This is a genomic window from Glycomyces mayteni, from assembly GCF_042428885.1.
In the GTDB taxonomy this organism is placed as follows: Bacteria; Actinomycetota; Actinomycetes; order Mycobacteriales; family Micromonosporaceae; genus Glycomyces; species Glycomyces mayteni.
In genome coordinates this window covers 1007193-1027852 of sequence record NZ_JBHMBP010000004.1, presented here as the reverse complement: position 1 = coordinate 1027852, position 20660 = coordinate 1007193, and the positions used below count along the sequence as shown (strand labels likewise).

Here is a 20660-nt window from a genome sequence, read left to right as displayed (position 1 = left end):
CGTACGGGCTAGTTCTCCGAGGCCATGAGGTCGGTGCCGCGCCACTCGAATTCGGGGTCGGCGGTGAAGTCGATGGCGATCGGGACGAGCTTCTCGGCGAACTGGTTCGCGTGGTGGCCGCAGAAGACGAGGTCGCCGCCTTCGGCCAGGGTCACGCGAAGCTTTGCCGCGGCGCTACACCGATCGCAGCGCTCGCCCGCGATCGGACGTTCCTCCGTCTGGGGCGGGGGCGTCAGGGTGGATGTCATACCAGGTCCTCCGCTGCGTTCGGTCGTTGTGCAATCTGCACAACGCGGGTGTTCTGTCAGCCGGTTGACCGGCACGTTCCGTTCAACGCCTGCACTGTACTACCCCTTCCCGACAAGTTCCGACTGAGACTCGGCTCACTCGCTCTTGCGGTCGGGATAGTTGTTCCACACCGTAGCCCACGAAGCGGCGATCGACAACCCGGCGCGTCTTTCAGGTACCCACCCTTTCGGGTGATACACACCAGGTCCCGGCCTTGCTGCGGCGAGCGGTTCGGCTGCGGTGTATGCCGACAGCGAAACCGGACCCCGCTAATCGAGGTAGTCGCGGAGCACCTGGGAGCGGGACGGGTGTCGCAATTTGGACATCGTCTTGGACTCGATCTGGCGGATCCGCTCGCGCGTGACGCCGTAGACCTGGCCGATCTCGTCCAGGGTCCGCGGCTGGCCGTCGGTGAGGCCGAAGCGGAGGCGCACGACGCCCGCCTCGCGCTCGGAGAGGGTCTGGAGCACCTGCTGGAGCTGGCCCTGGAGGAGCGAGAAGGAGACGGCGTCGACGGCCACGATGGCCTCGGAGTCCTCGATGAAGTCGCCGAGCTGGCTGTCGCCCTCGTCGCCGATGGTCTGGTCCAGCGAGATGGGCTCGCGCGCGTACTGTTGGATCTCCAGGACCTTCTCCGGGGAGATGTCCATTTCCTTCGCCAGCTCGTCGGGGCTGGGCTCGCGGCCGAGGTCCTGGAGCAGCTCGCGCTGTATGCGGCCGAGCTTGTTGATGACCTCCACCATGTGGACCGGTATGCGGATGGTCCGCGCCTGGTCGGCCATGGCCCTGGTGATCGCCTGGCGGATCCACCAGGTGGCGTACGTGGAGAACTTGTAGCCCTTGGTGTAGTCGAACTTCTCGACGGCGCGGATGAGGCCGAGGTTGCCCTCCTGGATGAGGTCCAGGAACGCCATGCCGCGGCCGGTGTAGCGCTTCGCGAGGGAGACGACGAGGCGGAGGTTCGCCTCCAGGAGGTGGTCCTTGGCGCGGTCGCCGTCGCGGACGATCCATTCGAGGTCGCGGCGCATCTGCGTCGGGATCTCGCCGCCGGCCTCCTTGAGCTGCTTGATGCGCTCGACGGCGTACAGGCCGGCCTCGATGCGCTTGGCGAGCTCGACCTCCTGGGCCGCGTTGAGGAGGGGGACCTTGCCGATCTGCTTGAGGTAGGCGCGGACGGAGTCGGCCGAGGCCGTCATCTCGGCGTCCTTGCGGGCCTGCTTGAGGGCTTCGGAGTCTTCCTCGTCCCACTCGAAGCCGTCTTCCTCGTCGTCGTCCTCGTCGTCCTTCTTGGACTTGCGGGACGTCGCCTTCTTGGCGGCCTTCTTGCGGGACGCCTTCTTCGCGGGGGCCGCGGCGGCGGCCTCGGCCAGCGCGTCGTCGTCCTCGGCCGCGGCGGCGAGGTCGGCCTCGTCGGGCTCCTCCTCGCCGGGGGCGGCCTTCTTCGCGACGGCCTTCTTGGCCGCGGTCTTCTTCGCGGCCGCCTTCTTGACGGCGGTCTTCTTCGCGGCCTTCCGGACCGGGGCGTCGGCCTCGTCGGTCTCGGCGGCGGCGGCCTTCTTCGCGGCCGTCTTCTTCACCGCGGTCTTCTTGGCGGCCTTGGCCGTCGTGGTCCGGGAGGAGGTGGCGGTGCGGGCGGCGGGGACGCGCTTGCGCGTGGAGGAGGAGCCGTCCACGACCACGGTGACGTCGGCCTCGGCGAGCGCGCGGAGGACCTTCTTGCCTTCGGCGGGGGAGGCCGACGCCGACTCCAGAACCTGGGCGACCGTCGCGGACGTCAGCTGCCCGTTGCTCTCTCGGGCCAGAGCGAGCAGCGAGTCGGTCAGGGAATTGACGTCTGTGCCGGTGGGACGTGCGTCAGTCACGAGCAACCTTCCGAGGCAATGGCGGGCACGGCGCAGCCGGGCTCCATAGCGGGTGAGCATTGGATATTGGGTCGGCAGCCCAGGTCGGCACAACGACCGGGCAGGCGTGAATTGTAGCGCCGAAAATCGCCTGCGGCCCGTCCGTGATGCCGTTTCGAGCTGTGTTTCCGCATTTTCAGTGAGGCGTCGGGGGTGACGGCGGCCTATTCTACCGTGCAGGTGCCCTCGGGTGCCTCGATGCCGCCGCTCTGCGCGAACGACTGCCGTGCGTCGGACGCGGACCTGACCTCGCGGAAGTCACTCCCCAGGGTGATCGTGATCGGCTGGTCCCAGTCGAGCGCGAACCCGTCGCGCCCCTGGTAGAAGTACGCGTACGTGTGCAGCCCGGCGGCGTACTGCTCGGGCCCGTACTGGACCAGCGCGGTGCCGTCGTAGGCCTCGGGGGCGTCGCCGGTGTCCACGACGACGAAGCCGCGGTCCTCCAGCTGGGAGGCCGCCTGCTCGGCGAGGCCGGACTGGTCGGTCCCGTTGAGGACGACCACCTCGATCTCGGAGGGGTCGGGGATCGGGGCGGTCTTGATCTCCACGGCGCCCGGCTCGCAGTCGCTGCTCGCGGAGAGCTGCGAGTCGTTCCTGATGGCCCAGAGCGTCGCCAGTCCAGCGACCAGCGCCAATGCGCACAGCACGATCAAAGCGCGGATACGAGCGATACGCACGGCTTGCCTCCCCGAGTGTTCTGACCCCAGCAGTTCATCTTCTGGCACCTAGACGATCCGACGTCCCGCAAACGTTGCCATGGAGAGGCTATCGTGCGCGGGTCGTCTCCGTGGGCGAGAGGCGGTACACTCGCAGCCCTCGTAAGGAAAGTGTTTCTCGCCACAACGGGGATGAAAAAGCGGGGGGCATCGTGTATAGGAATGGACTGCACGCGGTAAGGTACGCCGCCTGCACGGAGGAACCGAACCCGCCCGGACCCGAGCCGAGCCGCCGTGCCACCCGAGCACGACGGCAGCACCCCGAGCCCGGATCCGGTGCCACGAATGCAAAACCAATGGGAGTGGAAAACGATGGCAACCGACTACGACGCCCCCCGCCGGGACAAGGAAGAGAACGCCGGACCCGACGGCATCGAAGCCCTCGCGAAGGGCCGCACCGATCAATCGGGCTCGGTGGACGTCGACGAGGCCGAGGTCGCCGAGAACTTCGAGCTGCCCGGCGCCGACCTCGGCGACGAGGAGCTCTCCGTCAAGGTCCTGCCGATGCAGCAGGACGAGTTCCGCTGCTCCTCCTGCTTCCTGGTCCACCACCGGAGCCAGTACGCCAAGGAGAAGAACGGGCAGCCGATCTGCAAGGACTGCGCGTAGGCGCGGCAAGCGACCCCTCGGACAGCGCACGGCTCGTAGGAACTCCCTGCGGGCCGTCTCGCTTGCCCCCGGGGGCCCGTTCACCCGCCGTTCAGACTCCGGCGGGCTCCGGCGCCAGCATCGCCGCACGCAGCCGCTCGGGGCGCCGCGAGGACACGATCCAGTACGGCGTCGGGTCCTCGGGGTCGTCGAGCACGATCCGCACCCCCCGGTTCAGCCACGGCCGCTGCACCGCGAACGCCAGCGGGTGCTGGGCCACGCCCAGCGCGTCCGAGTACGCCACCGGCTCCAGCACCTCGACCGAGGCGACCGCCGACATCGGCAGCCGCGCGTCGTCCACGTGCAGCCACACCTCGCCCGACTCCTCGACCACCCGCACCGGGAGCCGGCCCAGCCACCACGCCCCCACCAGGGGCACGACCAGGACCACCGCGCTGGCGGCCACGCGCCACCAGCGCATGTCGCCCATGTTCGACAGGGCCGCGGCGACCACCGCGAGCGCCAGCACCGCGAGCCAGCCCGCCACCGGGAGGCTCATGCGCTCGGCGTACCGTTCCCCACTCCTCATGTCTGAGACCATATCCCCGCACCCCCGGTTCCCGCCGCGGCGTGCGGCGCGAGTGAGAGGAACCCGATGACCGCGGAAGTCCCGGTCGCCGTCCGGCGGCTCGACCCCGACCTGCCCGTCCCCGCCTACGCCCACCCGGGCGACGCGGGCGCCGACCTGTACGCCGCCGAGGGGGTCACGCTCGCCCCGGGCCAGCGCGCGCTCGTCGGCACCGGGATCGCGGTGGCGATCCCCGAGGGGCACGTCGGCTACACGAACCCGCGCTCCGGGCTCGCGCACCGCCTCGGCGTCACCATCGTGAACGCGCCCGGGACGATCGACTCCGGGTACCGCGGTGAGATCAAGATCAACCTCGTGAACCTCGACCCCGAGCGGACCGCCGTCATCGAACGCGGCGACCGTGTCGCACAATTGGTTGTCCAACCGGTGGTGCGAGCCCGCTTCACCGAAGTCGACGAGTTCGCGCCCACCGCGCGCGGCACGGGCGGCCACGGATCCACCGGCGGGCACCGCCGACTTGCAGAGGAGAGCGAACGTGTTTAAACGGCGACGGGGGTCGAAGAAGCAGCGCCCCGCTGAGGGCGCGGTCCTCGACTCGCTGGCCGAGAGCGGCGACACCTACGAGCGTGAGGCCACCGAGGGCCCCTACGACGCCGCCGACGCCCCCGAGGACGACATCCGGCGCATCGACCTGGGAGCGATCCGACTGCCCGTCCCCAAGGGCGTGGGCTTCCAGGCCCAGACCGACGCCAAGGGCAACATCAGCCAGGTCCTGCTCACGACGGGCGCGTCCGCGCTCCAGCTGCTCGTGCGCGCCGCCCCCCGCTCGGAGGGCATCTGGCCGGAGATCCGCGAGGAGCTCGCGGCCACCGTCAAGGGCCAGGGCGGCGAGACCGAGGAGGTCGAGGGCCGCTGGGGCACCGAGCTCATCGCGAAGGTCGCCACGAAGAAGGGCGTCAACTCGGTGCGCTTCTGCGGCGTCGACGGCCCGCGCTGGTTCGTGCAGGCCACGTTCCAGGGGCAGCGCGCCCTCGACGAGGACGCCGCGCCCGAACTGGACGAGGCCCTCACGAACCTGGTGATCGACCGCGGCGGCATCGCCATGCCGGTGCGCGAGCCGCTGCCGCTGAAGCTCCCGCCGAAGATGGCCGAGGAGGCCGCGGCCCGCATCGCCCAGCGCAAGGCCGAGGGCGGCGACGGCTCCCGCGCGATCATCGCGGCCGGGGACACCCCGCGCCCGCAGGTGCGCCGCAAGCCCTCGCCCCGCCCGAAGCGGTAGTGGACGCCGCCCCCGCCCGCCCGGGCCTGCGCGCCTGGCTGCGGCGCCTGGCGGTCCCGCACCAGGAGCTGTTCGCCGCCGAGGTGCGCCGCGAGACCGACCCGGACGCGGTCCCGCTCGCGGACCTGGAGGCGCGGCAGCTCGCCGTCGTGGCCGGGCGGCTGCGGGCCGTCGTGCACCGCGCCGACGGGCGCTCGCCGTCCGTGGAGGCGGAACTGTACGACGGCACCGGTCAGGTCGCATTGGTCTGGATGGGCCGACGGCGTATCGTGGGCCTGGAGGCCGGGACCAGGCTCGTCGCACGCGGACGGGTCGGCCGGCTGGGCGACGGTCGCCTCGCGATCTTCAACCCGTCCTACGAGCTGCGCCCCTGAGCGCGGACCGTCCCGAACTGGAAGGCCCGCATTGAGCACCGAGACGCCGAGCCGCGAACCCGACGCCGAGTCCCGCGACGGCGCCGACCCGGACGAGCTCCCGCCGTTCACCGAGCAGCTCTCCCAGCAGCTCGGCGGCGTCAAGGGCGTCGTCGAGGCCGCCGTCCCGATCACCCTGTTCGTGGTCCTCAACCCGCTGCTGCCCGACCGGATCGGGCCGCTGTCGGGCCTCCAGTGGGCGATCATCCTGTCCGCCGCGAGCGCCCTGGGCATCGCGGCCTGGCGGGCGGTCCGCAAGGAGTCGGTGCGCCACGCGCTCAACGGGCTCTTCGGGATCGCGCTCGGTGCGTTCCTGGCCTGGCGGTCCACCGACGCGCGCGACTTCTACCTCCCCGGCATCATCCAGGGGGCGATCTACGGGGTCCTGCTCATCGTCTCGGCGCTGGTGCGCCACCCGGTGATCGGGTGGATCTACGCGGTCGTGGCGCAGGGCGGCAAGAAGGAGTGGCGGCAGAACAAGCCGCTCGTGGACGTGCTGAGCCGGATCACGATCCTGTGGGGGATCGTCTTCATCGCCAAGAACGCGGTCCGCATCTGGCTGTACTGGATCGACGCGGAGAACGCGCTTGGTCTGGTGACGCTGTTCGGCGGCTGGCCGGTGACGATCGCGCTGACGGCGTTCACGATCTGGGCGGTGCGCCGCCACATGAAGGCCGTCGAGGAGGCGGGCGCCGCGTCCCCGAACGCGGCCTGAGACGTGCGCGCAGCGGCCCGGAGCGTCCGCTCCGGGCCGCTGCGCGTCCGCGCCTAACTCGGGAAGCACTCGAAGACCGGTGCGCCCGTGAGCGAACCGGAGACGTTGAACCCGAACTCGACGGTGCCGCCCACGGGGACCGCGGCGTTCCAGGAGACCGGGGACGCCATCTCCACCCCGCCCATGACGGAGTGCTCGGCGTTCCATATCTGGCTGACGGTCACTCCCGAAGCCGGCCAGGTCCAGTGGAGCATCCAGTTGTGGATCGCCTGGGTGCCGGTGTTCTTGACCTTGACGCTGACGGTGGCGCCGGAGCCCCACGAGTTGACCGCGCCCGTCGCCGAGCACGCGTACCCGGCGGCCGGGCCGCCGGTGGTGGGCTCCTCCGTCGGCTCACCGCTGGTCGGGCCGCCCGTGGGCCCGCCCGTGGTGGGCCCGCCGGTGGGCTCCTCGGGCTGGCCGTCGCCGAACCACACGTCCGAGCAGGAGTAGAACGACTGGTCGAAGTGGCTGGCCTGCCAGATCATGAAGACCACGTGGTGCCCGGTGCGGTTCGGCGCCGAGACCGGGATGTCGATGAGCGTGCCGCCGCCGGAGGGCGGCGTGCGGCCCACGCCCGGGTCGATGTCCCCGGTGTCCTTCAGCAGTTCCAGGTCGGCCCAGTCGAGCGCGTCGGTCTCGGCGTCGTACCCCTGCTTGGTCACGTAGATCCGGTAGTAGTCGGCCCCGTGGTTGGCCTGGTCCCAGTTGGTGAACGTGAAGTTCGCGTCCACCTGGGTGGTCTTCCAGGGCCCGGGGTCGTCGAGGGGGGCGTACCGGGTGCCGCCCGTCAGGCCGCCGGAGCAGAGGTGGTTGTCGGGCAGGGCCGCCTGGTGGTTGCCGCCGACCTGCTCGCGGTAGAGGCCGTTCCAGTTCCACATGGCGTTGGGGTCGTTCTGCCAGGCGGCCCAGCACATCGGGTCCTCCTGGGCCATGTCGGGGTTCTGGAAGTCCGAGCCCCACCGCTCCCAGCAGCTGTAGTGCCGCGAGGAGGGGCCGATGGCGGTGCCGTGGCTGGAGGCGGGCTGGACGAACAGGACCGCGGCGGTCCCGGCCGCGAACAGCGCCGCGATGAGGACGATGAGGCTCCGCAGCCGCGTGCCGTGCGGGCCTCGTCTTCGGAAGTTGAGCATGATAGCGCTCCCAAAATATAGGAACATTGAGAACTTTCAATGTAACGTGAGCGCGGAGCGGATGTAAACCCCACCAGGGGAAATTTCGTCGCCTCGCCCGATGAAAAGCGCGCCCCGGTCAGAGGCGGGTCTTGCCGAGCATGACCGCGCGCGTCGCGTCCTCGGCGTCCTCGTGGCACACGAACACGAGCTCGTCGCCCGCCTCCACCGTGTCGTCGGGCGTCGGCGCGATGACCCGCCGGCCCCGGATGACCGCCACCAGCGCCACGTCGTGCGGCAGCGGCACCTCGGCCACCCGCCGCCCCACGTGCGGGGCGTCCACCGGCAGCGTGATCTCCACCAGGTTCGCCTGCGACTGGCGGAACGTCAAGAGCCGCACCAGGTCCCCGACGCTCACGGCCTCCTCCACGAGCGCGGCCAGGAGCCGGGGCTTGGAGACCGAGACGTCCACGCCCCACTCCTCGTTGAACAGCCACTCGTTCTCGGCCCGGTTCACCCGCGCGACCACGCGCGGCACCGCGAACTCCGTCTTCGACAGCAGGCTCACCACCAGGTTCACCTTGTCGTCCCCGGTCGCGGCGACCGCCACGTCGCACAGCTCCAGGTGCGCCTGGCGCAGGTTCTCCAGCTCGCACGCGTCCGCGAGGAGCCACTCGGCCTCGGGGACCCGCTCGGGCCGCATCGAGTCGGGGTCGCGCTCGATGAGGAGCACCTGGTGGCCGTTGCCGACCAGCTCCGACGCGATGGACCGGCCCACGTTCCCGGCCCCGGCGATCGCCACCCGCATCACGAACCCCCCTGCGGGGCCGCGCCCGCGATCCGCTTGATCCCCGCCTCGTCGCCGTCGGCGACGAGCATGAACACCTGGTCGCCGTCCTGGAGGACGGTCGAGGCGGTCGGCAGCGCCGCCCGCCCGAACCGGTTGATGTACGCGACCCGGTGGCCCGTGGCCTGCTCCAGGACCGACAGCGCCGTCCCGTACCAGCCCTCGTCGCACAGGACCTCGACCATCGACAGCGTCGCCGTCGGGTCCCGCCACAGCGCCTCCTGCCCGTCCGGGACCAGGTGGCGCAGGAGCCGGTCGGCGGTCCACCGGACCGTCGCCACGGTGGGGATGCCGAGGCGCTCGTAGACCGTGGCGCGCTGAGGGTCGTAGATCCGCGCGATCACCTTCGGGACGCCGTAGTTCTCGCGCGCGACCCGCGCGGCGATGATGTTCGAGTTGTCGCCCGAGGACACCGACACGAACGCGTCCGCGCGCCCGATCCCGGCCTTCGCGAGGACCTCCCGGTCGAACCCGACGCCGCGCACCGTGGTCTCGTCGAAGTCCGGGCCCAGGCGCCGGAACGCCTTCGGGTCCTGGTCGATGATCCCGATCGTGTGCCCGCGCTCCACCAGGCTCCGCGCCAGGGACGAGCCGACGCGCCCGCACCCCATGATCACCACGTGCACCGGCACCCCACCCCTCGATCGGACGTGCAGTGACCTTACCGCGCCCCCGGTCGCCGCGCCCCGCTCGCGTCCCGCCCGGACGTTCCCGAAATATGCCGCACCGGGCTGCGTCATCCGGCCCGAGAAAGCGTCTAGGTAATGGAACGTGTTCTGCCGCAGAAGGAGCCATCATGGAACGTCGCCCGTCCCTGTCCCGCCGCGCCCTCATCGGCGGCCTCGCCGCCGGGGCCGTCGCCGCCGCCGCGACCGCCGCGCCCGCCGCCGCCAAGGGCCGCGGCCGCAAGCCGAAGAAGCTCGTCCCCGGCGACCTCGTCGTCGTCCCGGCCCCCGGCGGGCCCTCCACCGCCGCGGCCGTCGCCCGCGGCACCGCGATCCTCGAATCCTGGGGCCTGCGCGTCGAGCTCACCGAGCACGCCCTCGACACGTTCGGGTACCTGTCGGCGCCCGACGCGGACCGGCTCGCCGACCTCAACTACGCGCTCGCCCACCCGGAGGCCAAGGCGCTCATGACCGTCCGCGGCGGCTACGGGACCACCCGGATCATCGACGACGCCGACGTCGAGGCCCTCGAAGACCACCCGAAGCTCGTCATCGGCTACTCCGACATCACCGCGCTGCACTTCGCCGTCGCCGACCAGACCCGCATCCCCACGCTCCACTCGCCGATGACGGCCTGGTCCTCGAACAACACGGACGCGACCGCCGCGTCCCTCAAGGCCGCGATCATGACCGCCGACCCCGTGGTCCTCACCCGCGACCCCGCCGAGTCCACCGCGGGCGTGGAGGTCCCCGGGACGGCCTCGGGGAAGCTCCTCGGCGGGAACCTGTCCCTCATGGCCGCCGAGCCGGACCGGTCCAACTGGCCCGACCTCGACGGCGCGATCCTCCTGGTCGAAGAGGTCGAGGAGGCCCGCTACCGGGTCGACAACATGCTCACCCGGATCATCCGGGCCGGGCACTTCGACGGCCTCGCGGGGATCGCGGTCGGCCAGTTCGTGCCGCACCCCCTCGACGAGTACAAGCCCGGCGAGTGGACCATGAACGAGGTCCTGCTCGACAAGCTCGGGGACCTCGGCGTGCCCGTCCTCGGCGGCCTGAAGATCGGCCACGACCTCGACCCGCGCGTGGTGCCCCTGGGGACCGGCGCGGTCCTGGACACCGCGGCCGGGACGCTCACCGTCGAGGCGGCCGTCCGCGACTGATCCGTTCACGACTGATCCGTTCACGATCCGGCCGTTCACGACCGGGCCGCCCGCTACCGGCGGGCACCAGTGGGGCCGCGGGGAATCTCGCGGCCCCGTGCCGTGCCGAGGGGCGCTACGCTACGGCCGTGACAAGGTCGTGGGCGGTCCTCAAGCGGCTGCTGGTGGGCGAGCCGTTCGCCTCCGGGCGCGGATCGTCCCTGGTGCTCTCCAAGCGGTACGCCATCCCCCTGCTCGCGGTCAACCCCATCTCCTCGATCGCGTACGCCCCCGAGCAGGTGTTCCTCGTCCTCGGCGTCGCCGGGACCGCCGCGTACGCGCTGTCGCCGTGGACCGGGCTCGCCGTCGCGGCGGTCATGGTCGCGGTCATCGCCTCGTACCGGTACACCGTCCAGGCGTACCCGGGCGGCGGCGGGGACTACCGGGTCGTCACCGCGAACTTCGGGCCCGGCGCGGGCCGCCTCGCCGCCGCCGCGCTCGTCCTCGACTACATCCTCACCGTCGCCGTGTCCACCGCGGCGGCAGTCGCCGCCGTCGACGCGCTCGTGCCGGGCCTGCGCCCCTGGCGCGAATGGCTCGCCGCCGCCGCGATCGCGCTGCTGGCCGCGTTCAACCTCCGCGGCCTGCGCGTCTCCGGGCGCGTCGCCGCCGCCGTCACCGTCGCGTTCGTCGCCGGAGTCGCCGCGATCGTCCTCACCGGGCTCGTGCGCCTGGCCGCGGGGGAGGACCTGACGGCCGCCTCGGCCGGGCACGACGCCCGCGAAGGCGCCCAGGAGTGGACCTCCGCGGCCCTGTTCCTGCTGTGCGCCAGGGCCTTCGCCGCCGGATCGGTCGCCGTCACCGGCATCGAGACGTTCACGACCCGCGTGCGCTTCTTCCGGCCCCCGCGCGGGCGCAACGCCGCCGCCGCGATCACCGCCGTCGGCGCGGCCACCGTCGCCCTGTTCATCGGCACGGTGGTCCTCGCATTCCTCACCGGCGCCCAGACCTCCGCCAACCCCGCGAGCGCCCCCGACCTGCGGCACCCGCTCCTCGCGCAGCTCGCCGACACCGTCTTCGGCTCCTCGCCCGCCGCGCTGTGGCCCGTCATGCTCGCCACCGCCGGGGTCCTCCTCCTCGCCGCGAACACCGCGTTCGTGGGATTCCCGCAGCTCGCGTCCGTGTTCGCCGAGGACTCGCTCCTGCCCCGCCAGCTCCACAAGCGCGGCGACCGGCTCGTGTACTCCAACGGCATCCTCATCCTCGCCGTCGCCGCCGCGCTCCTCGTCGTCCTCTACGGCGGCGGCGCGTACGAGCTCATCGGCCTGTACGTCGTGGGCGTGTTCCTCTCGATGGTCCTGTCGCACGCCGCGATGTCGCGCCACTGGCGGCGCGTCCTCGACGTCGAGCGCGACCCGGCCCGCCGCGCCCGCGCCCACCGGGCCCGCGCCACCGCCGTCGCCGCGGTCCTCGCGTGCGCCGCCGTCCTCGCCATCGTCGCGTTCACGATGTTCCGGCGCGGCGGCTGGATCGCCGTGCTCATCATCGGCGGCTGCTACCTCCTCATGCGCGCCATCAGCACCCACTACGCGGCCGTGCGCGGCGAGATCGAGCTCCCCAAGGGCAGGCCGCAGCTCCCCTCGCGCAGCCACGCGATCGTCCTCGCCTCCAGCGTCAACCTGCCGCTCATGCGGATGCTCTCGTACGCGAAGGCCCCGCGGCCCGACACCATCACCGCGCTCACCGTCAACGTCGACGCCGCCGCGTCCCGCCGCCTCGTCGCCGAGTGGGACCGCCGCCGCATCGGCGTCCCCCTCACCGTCCTCGACTCGCCCTACCGCGAGATCACCGGCCCGATCGTCGACTACGTCAAGGCCCGCCGCCGCGACGCGCCCCGGGACGTCGTCACCGTCTACCTCCCCGAGTACGTCGTCGGCCTCGGCCCCCAGAAGGGCCGCCTGTCCCGCGGCTACTTCAACTGGTCGACCAGCCTGCTCCACAACCAGACCACCAAGGCCCTCCACCGCCAGCTCAAGTACGAGCCCGGCGTCATGGTCTGCACCGTCCCGTGGATCCTCGGCGACAGCACCGAGCCGCCGCCGCTGCGCCGCATCCCCAAGTAGCGCGGTCCCGTATCCTTGCCTGCGGCCCGCCGCGCCCGGCGCGGGCCCAGGGGGAAGAAGGACACCATGATCGTCACCGTCGGAGACGTCGCGGCCGGAGGCCACTGCGTGGCCCGCGTGGACGGCGAGGTCTACTTCGTGCGCCACGCCCTCCCCGGCGAGCGCGTCCGCATCGAGATCACCGACCGCAAGAAGCGCTTCGCGTTCGCCGACGCCGTCGAGGTCCTCGACGCCTCCCCCGACCGCGTGACGCCCCCCTGCCCGTGGGCCGGGCCCGGCAAGTGCGGCGGCTGCGACTTCCAGCACGCCGCCCCCGAGGCCCAGCGCCGCCTCAAGGCGAAGGTCCTGTTCGACCAGCTCACCCGCATCGGCGGCATCGACCCGGCCCTCCTCGACGGCGTCGAGGTCGAGGCCCTCCCCGGCGGGCCCCTCGAATGGCGCACCCGCATGCAGTACGCCGTCGACGAGGACGGCCGCCCCGGCCTGCGCCGGCACAAGTCCCACGACCTCGTCCACATCGACTGGTGCCGCATCGCCTCCGAGCGCATCCGCGAGTCCGACGTCCTCGACCGGAACTGGGACGGCATGGGCGCCGTGGGCGTCGTCCACGCCGACGACGACGAGCTGTCGGTGTACACGCAGCTGCGCCGCACCGCCCGCCCCCACCACAAGAGCGGCCCCAGGCTCCTGCACCAGACCGTCGGCGACACCGTGTTCGAGATCGGCTTCGACGCGTTCTGGCAGGTCCACCCCGCCGCCGCCCCCACGTTCCTGGAGACCGCGCTCGACTTCCTCCAGCCGCGCGAGGGCGAGTCCGCGTGGGACCTGTACGCGGGCGCCGGGCTCTTCGCGACCGGCCTCGCCCCCGCCGTCGGGGACACCGGGCGCGTCGTCGCCGTCGAGAACGCGCCCGCCGCGCGCACCGCCGCGAACCTCGCCGCGTTCAAGAACGCCGGGGCCCTCGACGGCGACGTCGCCGCGATCATCCCCGACCTCGGCTCGGTCGACCTCGTCGTCCTCGACCCGCCCCGCGCCGGGGCCGGGCCCGAGGTCGTCGTGGCGCTCGGCGAGGCCCGGCCGCGCGCGATCTGCTACGTCGCGTGCGACGCGGGCGCGCTGGCGCGGGACGCGAGCGACCTGGCGATCGAGGGGTACGAGCTCAAGCGCCTGCGCGCGTTCGACGCGTTCCCGATGACCCAGCACTTCGAGACGGTCGCCCTCTTCGAGCCGGTCGACTGAGGCGCATAATCGGGTGGTGGGGTAGCCTGTCGCCTCAACGGAAAGCACTCCTCGGAGCCGATCGATGACCAACTCTCCCTTTACTTCCGGGCCCGCACCCGACCCGAGCCGCCCGCCGCGGGGCGCGGCCTTCCAGTACCGGCCGCAGGACCCGGGGGAGGTCCAGTACGGACAGCCGTCCGGGCCGGTCCTGCCGCCGCCGCCCACCTGGGGGCAGCGCTGGGGCGTCCTCGCCAGCGACGACCGGCCCCGGCAGGTCACGGTGATCCTCCAGACCCTGTGGGTCCACTTGGCCGCCACGGTGGTCGCCACCCTGCTCGGTCTCACGGGTTCCGTGGGGCTGAGCGTCGCCCTCGGCGCGGTCGCCGCCGCGGTGAACCTCGTCCTCATCTGGGCCGTCGCCCGAGAGGCCCTGGGCCGCTTCGGGTCCGACAACCCGCGTCTCCCGATCTATATCGGACTCGGGGCACTGGCGCTCATCGCCTTGTTCCGGGTCTTCAACCCGTTCACGGTGGTGCTCGCGATCCTCCAGATCACGGCCGCCCTGCTGATCCTGGTGCTCGCGTTCACCAAGCCCGTGCGCGCGTGGCTGGCCGACCGCCCCGGCAACCGGCCCAAGGGCGCCGACACGCCGCCTCCCGCGGCCCCGCAGGCCCCGCCCCCGCAGTGGCGCGACCCCGCGGGCCCGGCCGCCCAGCCCCCGTACGGCTACCAGCCCCCGCAGCAGCCGGGCCAGGGCTCCCAGCACCACTGGCCTCAGCCGCCGCGCTGAACCCGCTTGCGGCCCTGCGTCAGTCGCATCCGCACGGGCAGCAGTCGCACTCGCAGCAGTCGCACCCGTCCCGGCAGCACCCCTCGCGGCGCTTCCGGGACCACGGGCCCTCGTAGTGCTCCCGGCAGCACATCTGGCACGTGCAGCACAGCACCGTGAACGCGCACAGGCCCCCGAAGAAGCCGCGCGGCTCGGGCCGGTACCGGTCGTGCTCGTAGGAGTCGCGGCGGTCGCGGCGGTCGCGGCGGCGCTCCCGGTAGCGCCGGTACTCGCGCCGCTCGGCGGCCGGATAGGTCGCGCAGGTCGAACCGAACGTCCGCGACACCGCATGGTGCGCATACCGGTCCAGCAGCAGGCCCGTCATCGTGGGGTCGATGAGCGCCGCCGACTCCAGCGCCGCCCGCAGGTCGGCGAGCGCGCCGCGCACCAGGGGCCGCGCGCCCTCGACGCCGACCCCGGTGGCCGCCAGCGGGTTCCACGCGCCCTTCGCGGCGTCCTCCTCGAAGTCCTCGGCGGCGTCGAGCAGGTGCGCCAGGCGGCCGAACGCCGCGCCCGCGGCCCGGAACGCCCCGGCGTTCCCCGGGCGGCCGCCCAGGACCGCGGCGTGCGCGAACAGCTCGGCGGTCGCCGTCTCGGCCGGGGCCGTGACCGCGGTGATCGCGGTGCCGGGACCGCAGGCGGCTTCGGCGCCGCGCTGGCCCGCGATGGCCGCGACGAGCGGCTCCACGTCCAGCCCGATCGACTCGCCGAGGCCGACGGCCTTGGCGCGCAGCCGGTCCGCGGTCATCCCGGCGAGGCCGCGGGCGCCGGGGCGGGCAGCGATGTCGTCGCCGTCCTCGACGTGGTCGCGCAGCTTCGCGGAGGCGAGCAGCAGTGAGGCGGTCGCGGCGAGCCGGGGGCCGTCGCCGGTGGCGACGGTCTGCCGCCGCATGCCGCGCAGCGCGCACGGCCCGGCGTCGCGCGAGTCGGCCATGTCCTGCTGGGCCTCCACGAGCACCGAGAGCGCGAGCGCGTCGTAGTTGGTGGTGAGGCGGGCGAGGTGCCCGGCGTCGTCGCGCAGTTCGAGGCACAGGCCGCAGAAGTGGCCCATCCAGCGGGGTTTGAGGTCGTTGGGGGTGCGGGACGGGCAGGGGGCGAGCATGCCGAACAACGGGTCTCCTAGGGCCTGGCCTATGGGTCAGAACGGACGTTATCCGGCCCGTTCGCCCGCTCGCCGCGTTGTCGGGGCCTCCCAATACAACACCGGTATTGGGAGGCCCCTCCGCCTTGCGAGCGAACGAACGGACTCGGATACCGCCTCGCCCTGACCCATAGGCCAGGCCCTCCTCGTCGGCAGCACACCGGCGGGGCCGGCGGCTGGAGGCGGGTCCTGCTCGGGGATGCTACCGGCTCACGGCGACGCGAAGGGCCCGCGCGTCCCGTGCGGCCGGGTGCGGGGCACCCGGCCGCGTCGGGGCTAGCCCAGGGGCTTCAGGTTCGTGGGCATCTCGGCCCATGTCAGGCGCACGTGCGCGAGGGTGCCGAAGCCGAGGGTGTCGAAGCCGCCGGAGGTGGTGCCGTAGTCGCCGCCGCCGCCTTCGGGGCTGTTGGCGCCGCACATGTCCGCCACGTTGGGCATCGCGAAGCCCTTGCGGGCGGTGTAGTGGTGGAAGACCATCTCCCAGACCGGGCGCACCTGCCCGCGCCCGCCGGAGCCGATGACCGTCTGCTCGCTGTAGGCGCAGTTCTGGCCGGTGCCCCAGCTGTACGTCGTGTACGGCACGGTGTTCCCGAGGTTGTAGCGCGCCACGTACTCGGCGGCCTTGGCGAACGCGTTGCCGTTGGCGCCGTAGAGGTCGATCCCCTGGTTCCAGGCCATCTCCATGAAGGTCGCCATGAGCCCGATGCCCATGATGGAGTGGCCCTGGTCGCGCCCGGACTCCTGCCACTGGGCGAGGCCGCCGGAGTACACGAACGGGATCGCGTTCTCGATGGAGCCGTTGCCCTCGCCGTTCCAGAAGTAGTCGATCGCCTGGTCCCGGATGGCGTTGTCGTCGCAGATGAGGCCGATCGCGAGCTTGGACGCCATGTTGCACAGGTCCCAGTTCGCCCAGTAGTTCGTGATGCACGCGTCGTTGTGGTTGGTGAGGAACGAGTTGTTCATCGGCAGGAAGATGCTCGTCATCATGTCCTGGAACGCGCCCAGGTCGAACCCGGACTGGCCGCGCACGATGTCGGCCGCGCAGCACAGCTGGTACCCGTAGATGCCCGCCGCCAGGAACCGGTCGGCGTTGCCGGTGACGGAGGTGAGCGTGTGCGACCAGCCGTTGAGGATCTCGATCGCCTTGTCGCGGTGGGCGGTCGTGCCGGCGACCCGCCACCGCAGCGCGTTCTGGTACGCCGCGGCGATGTCGTTGTACAGCTGCGGGTAGTTCTGGCCGTCGCCGCCGCGGACGATGACCGAGGTGGGGCGCGCGGTCCACGTGCTCTGCGCGTGGGAGTTGGCGATGAGCTTGTTCCAGCCCGAGTGCCACGGGTCCAGGCCCGCGTTCACCTTGGCCTTCATGCGGTCGAAGTCGGCCTGGGTGTGCAGCAGGCCCGGGTGGACCGCCAGGGTGGAGAGGTCGGCCGTCGAGGCGTCCTCAGTGGACGGCTCCTGTGCGGCGGCCAGGCCGAGGCCGCCGGCTCCCGCGGCGGCGAGGCCGCCCGCGGCCACGGCGCCCTTGATGAGGCGCCGCCGGTCGAGGCCCGGTCCCGCCGGGGCGGGGTCGTCGGGCCGGATGGACTTGTCACGGTTGTGGAACGACATGGTGCTCCTATGCGCCATGCGGTGCGCGATGCCGGGGAATGCCACCGCCAACCTGCGGCCGCCGGTCTGGAGACCGGTTGCCGAGTCACATCGTAACCGACCCATCAACATATTTCAATACAAACGAACGTTCCCGGACTGTTCCGGTGCGGGACCGGGGATCGGCCGGTCCCGCACCGGAGGGCCGCCGCCTGTGGGGGCGGACGGCCGGGCCGCGTACGGCCGACGCGCGCGAACCGCGGTGGAGGCGGCTCAGTCCTCGTTCCTGCCGCGGGGCCCCCAATGCCCCGGAGCCGCGGCGCCGCGCGCGAGTACGGTCCGCCCCTAGGCGATGAGGTCCTTGAACTCGTTGTCCTTGAGCCACGCCGTGACCCCGGCCTGGACGTCGCCGCCGTTCTCGGCGAACACCAGGTTCTCCAGGTCCGCGAGCTGGTCGTCGCTCATCGCGAACGTCCCCAGCGCGTCCGCGACGTCGGCGAACTCCTCGGTGAAACCGGTGCGCGCCAGGACGTTGATGGTCTCGGCCTCGCCGAGCGTGGTCTGCGGGTCCGCGAGGTTCTTCAGGTCGTACTTCGCGTACGCCCAGTGCGGCTGCCACAAAGTCACCACGATCGGCTCCTCGGCGGCGATCGCCGAGTCGAGCTCGGTGAGCATCGCCGTCGTGGAGGAGGTCTCCAGCGTCAGGTCGGTGATGCCGTACGTCGGGATCGCGCTGTTCTGCACGGCCTCGGTCAGGCCCGCGCTGGCCTCGATGCCGACGATGCGGCCGCCGAAGAGGTCCGCGTTGGCGTTGAGGTCCTCCAGCGAGTCCACGTCCACATAGGTGGGGACGGCGACGGTGAGCGCGGCGTTCTCGTTCCAGGTGCCGAGCTGCTCCAGCTGGTCCCCGTAGGTGTCCATGTAGGTGGCGTGCGTGATCGGCAGCCAGCCGTCGAGGAACACGTCGAGGTCGCCGGAGGACAGGCCCTCGAAGAGCGGCCCGACCTCGGTGAACTCCTGGGTGCTCACGGTGTACCCGGCGGATTCGAGGGCCTGTCGCCACAGCTCGGTGGCGACGACGGCCTCGTCCCAGTTGATGTAGGCGATGACGATCTCGCCCTCGCCCTCGGGCAGGCCGAAGTCGACGCCTTCGGCGGCGGCGTCGCCGGGCTCCTCCTCGACGGAGCATCCGGCCAGGGCCAGCGAGGCGGTCGCACCGGTGGCGACGGCGCCCTTCATGATCGAACGTCGTTGCATGTCTCCTGCTTTCCGGCGCACGGGCGCGCGCCTTCTTTTGGGGGCGTTCGGTTTCGGGGGTCGGCTAGCGGGCGAGCCGGGCGGCGCGGGCCACCGGGGTGCGGTCGGACAGGCCCTGCGTGACGCGGTCGAGGAGGATCGCGAGGAGGACCACGGCGAGCCCGGCGTTGAACCCGGCGGCGATGTCGAGGCGGCCCAGGGACCCGGAGATGACGGCGCCGAGGCCGCCCCCGCCGACGAGGCCAGCGATGACCACCATGGACAGTGCGAGCATGATGACCTGGTTGAGCCCGGCCATGATCGTGGGCAGCGCGAGCGGCATCTTGATCCGGACGAGGATGCGCGCGGGGGAGGCGCCGAACGCCTGCCCGGCCTCGACGACCTCGCGGTCCACTTGGCGCAGGCCGAGTTCGGTGAGGCGCACGCCGGGGGGCATCGCGAAGATGATGGTGGCGATGATGCCGGGCACGACGCCGACGCTGAAGAGCATCACCACGGGGATGAGGTACACGAACGCGGGCAGCGTCTGCATGAAGTCCAGGACCGGCCGCGCGATCGCGGAGAACGTGCGGTTCTCGGCGGCGGCGATGCCCAGCGGGATCGCCAGGACGATCGCGATGACGGCCGCGACGAGGACCATCGACAGGGTCTGCATCGTCTGCTCCCAGTACGGGGTCCAGGCGACGACGAACATGCCCAGGCCGATGCCGACGCCGAGCTTCCATCCCTTCGCGGCCCACGCGGCCGCGGCGAACAGCAGCACCATGACCCCCGAGGGGAGCCACAGCAGGCCGTCGGCGAGGTGCACGTACAGGAACTCCAGGCCGGTGTCGACGGCGTCGAACCCGGCGGCCCACGCGTCCCTGGCCCAGCGGATGAACGTCTCCATCCAGTCGCCGAACGGCATGTCGGGCAGGGGCTTCCAGATGTAGGTCCAGAGCCAGTTGCGGAGGTACTCGATCATGCGGGCTGGGCCTCCTGCTCGGTGCGGCCCGCGGACTCGGGGTCGGGCGCGAGCGACTTGATGATGGACCGGGGCGTGACCACGCCGAGCGGGTCGGCGTTGTCGTCGACGACCAGGAGCGGCGCCTTCGAGTTGAGGACCGGCTCGTACAGCTCGTTCACGGGCACGCCGGACTCGACCTTCGGGAACGCGCTGGTGTCGCGGGTCCCGCACGGCTCCATGACCGCCTCGGCGGTGAGCACGCGGGTGCGGTCGACGTCGGCGGTGAACTCGGCGACGTACTCGTCGGCCGGGTGCATGAGGATGTCCTCGGCGGTCCCGAGCTGCTTGACGCGGCCGTCGCAGATGGCGATCCGGTCGCCGATCCGCATGGCCTCGTTGAGGTCGTGGGTGATGAACACGATGGTCTTGCCGAGCTTCCCCTGGAGGTCCAGGAGCTGGTCCTGCATCTCCTGGCGGATGAGCGGGTCGAGGGCGCTGAACGCCTCGTCCATGAGCAGGATCTCGGTGTCGGCCGCGAGCGCCCGGGCCAGGCCCACGCGCTGCTTCATGCCGCCCGAGAGCTGCGCGGGGAGCTTGTCCTCGTCGCCCGCGAGGCCGACGAGCTCCACGGCCTCCCTGGCGCGCGCGAGGCGATCGGTCTTGTTGACGCCCTTGATCTCCAGGCCGAACGCGACGTTCTCGACGACGGTGCGGTGGGGGAGGAGGGCGAAGTGCTGGAACACCATCGAGACCTTCTCGCGGCGCAGGCGCCGCAGCGACGGGTGCGAGAGCGTGCTCAGCTCCTCGCCGCCGATTCGGACCGACCCGGAGGTGGGCCTGATGAGCCCGTTGAGCATCCGGATGAGGGTCGACTTCCCGGACCCGGACAGGCCCATGACCACGAAGGTCTCACCGGGCTCGATGGACCAGTTGTGGTCGATGACGGCGGCGGTGACGCCTTTGGCGAGCTCGTCGCGGGGCACACCGCTCTTGAGCTGGGCCACGGCGCCTTTCGCGCCTTTGCCGAAGACCTTGTACAGGGACTCCACTTCGATCGCTGGCATTGCTTCCTTTCACTGCCCGGCCTTTGGGGGAGGGGGCACGGCGCGGGGCGTCTTCCGGGGGCGGCAACACTTGGAACAGTAGTCAACAACTGTGGTTTTTCAACCCCGAGCATCGCGTGAGAAGATCGACACGGGACGTTGCGTTCCAGTGTTTCCGCTGGCAGAAGTCGTGAAATTCAGCTTATGATTGTTTCCAGT

General features: G+C 71.7%; 21 protein-coding genes. 9 read left to right on the top strand and 12 right to left on the bottom strand.

What is annotated here, in order from left to right:
- Window positions 1–8 precede the first annotated feature (8 nt).
- From ACFFXY_RS20040 to ACFFXY_RS20030, 3 genes are all read right to left on the bottom strand, one after another.
- Entirely contained in the window at window positions 9–248 is a 240-nt protein-coding gene (locus ACFFXY_RS20040; protein ID WP_091053111.1) for a DUF7455 domain-containing protein, read from the bottom strand.
- Window positions 249–557: 309 nt separating this feature from the next.
- Complete coding sequence (locus ACFFXY_RS20035) at window positions 558–2210, bottom strand: RNA polymerase sigma factor (RefSeq protein ID WP_382354633.1); 1653 nt, start codon at window positions 2208–2210, stop codon at window positions 558–560.
- Window positions 2211–2353: 143 nt separating this feature from the next.
- A complete protein-coding gene (locus ACFFXY_RS20030; protein ID WP_360055142.1) occupies window positions 2354–2866 on the bottom strand; it encodes a LytR C-terminal domain-containing protein in 513 nt (170 codons plus the stop codon).
- Window positions 2867–3217: 351 nt separating this feature from the next.
- Between ACFFXY_RS20030 and ACFFXY_RS20025 the strand changes: the two genes are divergently transcribed.
- Window positions 3218–3514 (top strand): DUF4193 domain-containing protein, encoded by a 297-nt coding sequence (locus ACFFXY_RS20025; protein WP_359947834.1) that lies wholly within the window; start codon window positions 3218–3220, stop codon window positions 3512–3514.
- 91 nt (window positions 3515–3605) lie between these two features.
- On the opposite strand, the gene ACFFXY_RS20020 is transcribed toward ACFFXY_RS20025, so the two are convergent.
- Window positions 3606–4082, bottom strand: coding sequence for a DUF3093 domain-containing protein (locus tag ACFFXY_RS20020; RefSeq protein ID WP_382354630.1), 477 nt, complete (start codon window positions 4080–4082; stop codon window positions 3606–3608).
- A 66-nt stretch (window positions 4083–4148) separates the two neighbouring features.
- Between ACFFXY_RS20020 and dut the strand changes: the two genes are divergently transcribed.
- The 4 genes from dut to ACFFXY_RS20000 are packed head-to-tail and all read left to right on the top strand — an operon-like array spanning window position 4149 to window position 6489.
- A complete protein-coding gene (dut, locus tag ACFFXY_RS20015) occupies window positions 4149–4625 on the top strand; it encodes a dUTP diphosphatase (protein ID WP_382354627.1) in 477 nt (158 codons plus the stop codon).
- A complete protein-coding gene (locus ACFFXY_RS20010; protein ID WP_382354624.1) occupies window positions 4618–5361 on the top strand; it encodes a DUF3710 domain-containing protein in 744 nt (247 codons plus the stop codon). Before dut ends, ACFFXY_RS20010 begins: the two co-directional genes overlap by 8 nt.
- The gene (locus tag ACFFXY_RS20005) at window positions 5361–5735 is read left to right on the top strand and encodes an OB-fold nucleic acid binding domain-containing protein (RefSeq protein ID WP_382354621.1); all 375 of its coding nucleotides are present in this window, start codon (window positions 5361–5363) and stop codon (window positions 5733–5735) included. The genes ACFFXY_RS20010 and ACFFXY_RS20005 overlap by 1 nt, the downstream gene beginning before the upstream one ends.
- A gap of 31 nt (window positions 5736–5766) precedes the next feature.
- A complete protein-coding gene (locus ACFFXY_RS20000) occupies window positions 5767–6489 on the top strand; it encodes a DUF3159 domain-containing protein (RefSeq protein WP_382354618.1) in 723 nt (240 codons plus the stop codon).
- Window positions 6490–6542: 53 nt separating this feature from the next.
- Here the strand turns inward: ACFFXY_RS20000 and ACFFXY_RS19995 are convergent, their stop codons facing one another.
- The 3 genes from ACFFXY_RS19995 to ACFFXY_RS19985 form a co-directional block, all read right to left on the bottom strand.
- The gene (locus tag ACFFXY_RS19995; protein WP_382354615.1) at window positions 6543–7661 is read right to left on the bottom strand and encodes a lytic polysaccharide monooxygenase auxiliary activity family 9 protein; all 1119 of its coding nucleotides are present in this window, start codon (window positions 7659–7661) and stop codon (window positions 6543–6545) included.
- A gap of 118 nt (window positions 7662–7779) precedes the next feature.
- Window positions 7780–8448, bottom strand: coding sequence for a potassium channel family protein (locus ACFFXY_RS19990; protein WP_382355538.1), 669 nt, complete (start codon window positions 8446–8448; stop codon window positions 7780–7782).
- Complete coding sequence (locus ACFFXY_RS19985) at window positions 8448–9113, bottom strand: potassium channel family protein (protein WP_382354612.1); 666 nt, start codon at window positions 9111–9113, stop codon at window positions 8448–8450. Before ACFFXY_RS19985 ends, ACFFXY_RS19990 begins: the two co-directional genes overlap by 1 nt.
- Before the next feature lie 170 nt (window positions 9114–9283).
- Here ACFFXY_RS19985 and ACFFXY_RS19980 point away from each other — a divergent pair, with 170 nt between their 5' ends.
- From ACFFXY_RS19980 to ACFFXY_RS19965, 4 genes are all read left to right on the top strand, one after another.
- Window positions 9284–10315 (top strand): S66 peptidase family protein, encoded by a 1032-nt coding sequence (locus ACFFXY_RS19980; protein ID WP_382354609.1) that lies wholly within the window; start codon window positions 9284–9286, stop codon window positions 10313–10315.
- A gap of 128 nt (window positions 10316–10443) precedes the next feature.
- Entirely contained in the window at window positions 10444–12417 is a 1974-nt protein-coding gene (locus ACFFXY_RS19975) for an amino acid permease (RefSeq protein WP_382354606.1), read from the top strand.
- Window positions 12418–12483: 66 nt separating this feature from the next.
- A complete protein-coding gene (locus tag ACFFXY_RS19970; protein ID WP_382354603.1) occupies window positions 12484–13656 on the top strand; it encodes a class I SAM-dependent RNA methyltransferase in 1173 nt (390 codons plus the stop codon).
- A gap of 64 nt (window positions 13657–13720) precedes the next feature.
- A complete protein-coding gene (locus ACFFXY_RS19965) occupies window positions 13721–14428 on the top strand; it encodes a hypothetical protein (protein ID WP_382354600.1) in 708 nt (235 codons plus the stop codon).
- 19 nt (window positions 14429–14447) lie between these two features.
- Here ACFFXY_RS19965 and ACFFXY_RS19960 read toward each other — a convergent pair whose 3' ends face one another.
- The 5 genes from ACFFXY_RS19960 to ACFFXY_RS19940 form a co-directional block, all read right to left on the bottom strand.
- The gene (locus ACFFXY_RS19960) at window positions 14448–15569 is read right to left on the bottom strand and encodes a DUF5685 family protein (protein ID WP_382355536.1); all 1122 of its coding nucleotides are present in this window, start codon (window positions 15567–15569) and stop codon (window positions 14448–14450) included.
- A gap of 315 nt (window positions 15570–15884) precedes the next feature.
- Window positions 15885–17216, bottom strand: a complete 1332-nt coding sequence (locus tag ACFFXY_RS19955) for an alginate lyase family protein (protein ID WP_382354597.1) — start codon at window positions 17214–17216, stop codon at window positions 15885–15887.
- Window positions 17217–17540: 324 nt separating this feature from the next.
- Window positions 17541–18452 carry a glycine betaine ABC transporter substrate-binding protein gene (locus tag ACFFXY_RS19950; RefSeq protein ID WP_382354594.1) on the bottom strand — a complete coding sequence of 304 codons (912 nt, stop codon included), beginning with the start codon at window positions 18450–18452 and terminating at the stop codon, window positions 17541–17543.
- A gap of 64 nt (window positions 18453–18516) precedes the next feature.
- Window positions 18517–19416 (bottom strand): ABC transporter permease, encoded by a 900-nt coding sequence (locus ACFFXY_RS19945; RefSeq protein ID WP_382354591.1) that lies wholly within the window; start codon window positions 19414–19416, stop codon window positions 18517–18519.
- On the bottom strand, window positions 19413–20462 hold the full coding sequence (locus ACFFXY_RS19940; protein WP_382354588.1) for a quaternary amine ABC transporter ATP-binding protein: 1050 nt from the start codon (window positions 20460–20462) through the stop codon (window positions 19413–19415). The genes ACFFXY_RS19945 and ACFFXY_RS19940 overlap by 4 nt, the downstream gene beginning before the upstream one ends.
- Window positions 20463–20660 lie beyond the last annotated feature (198 nt).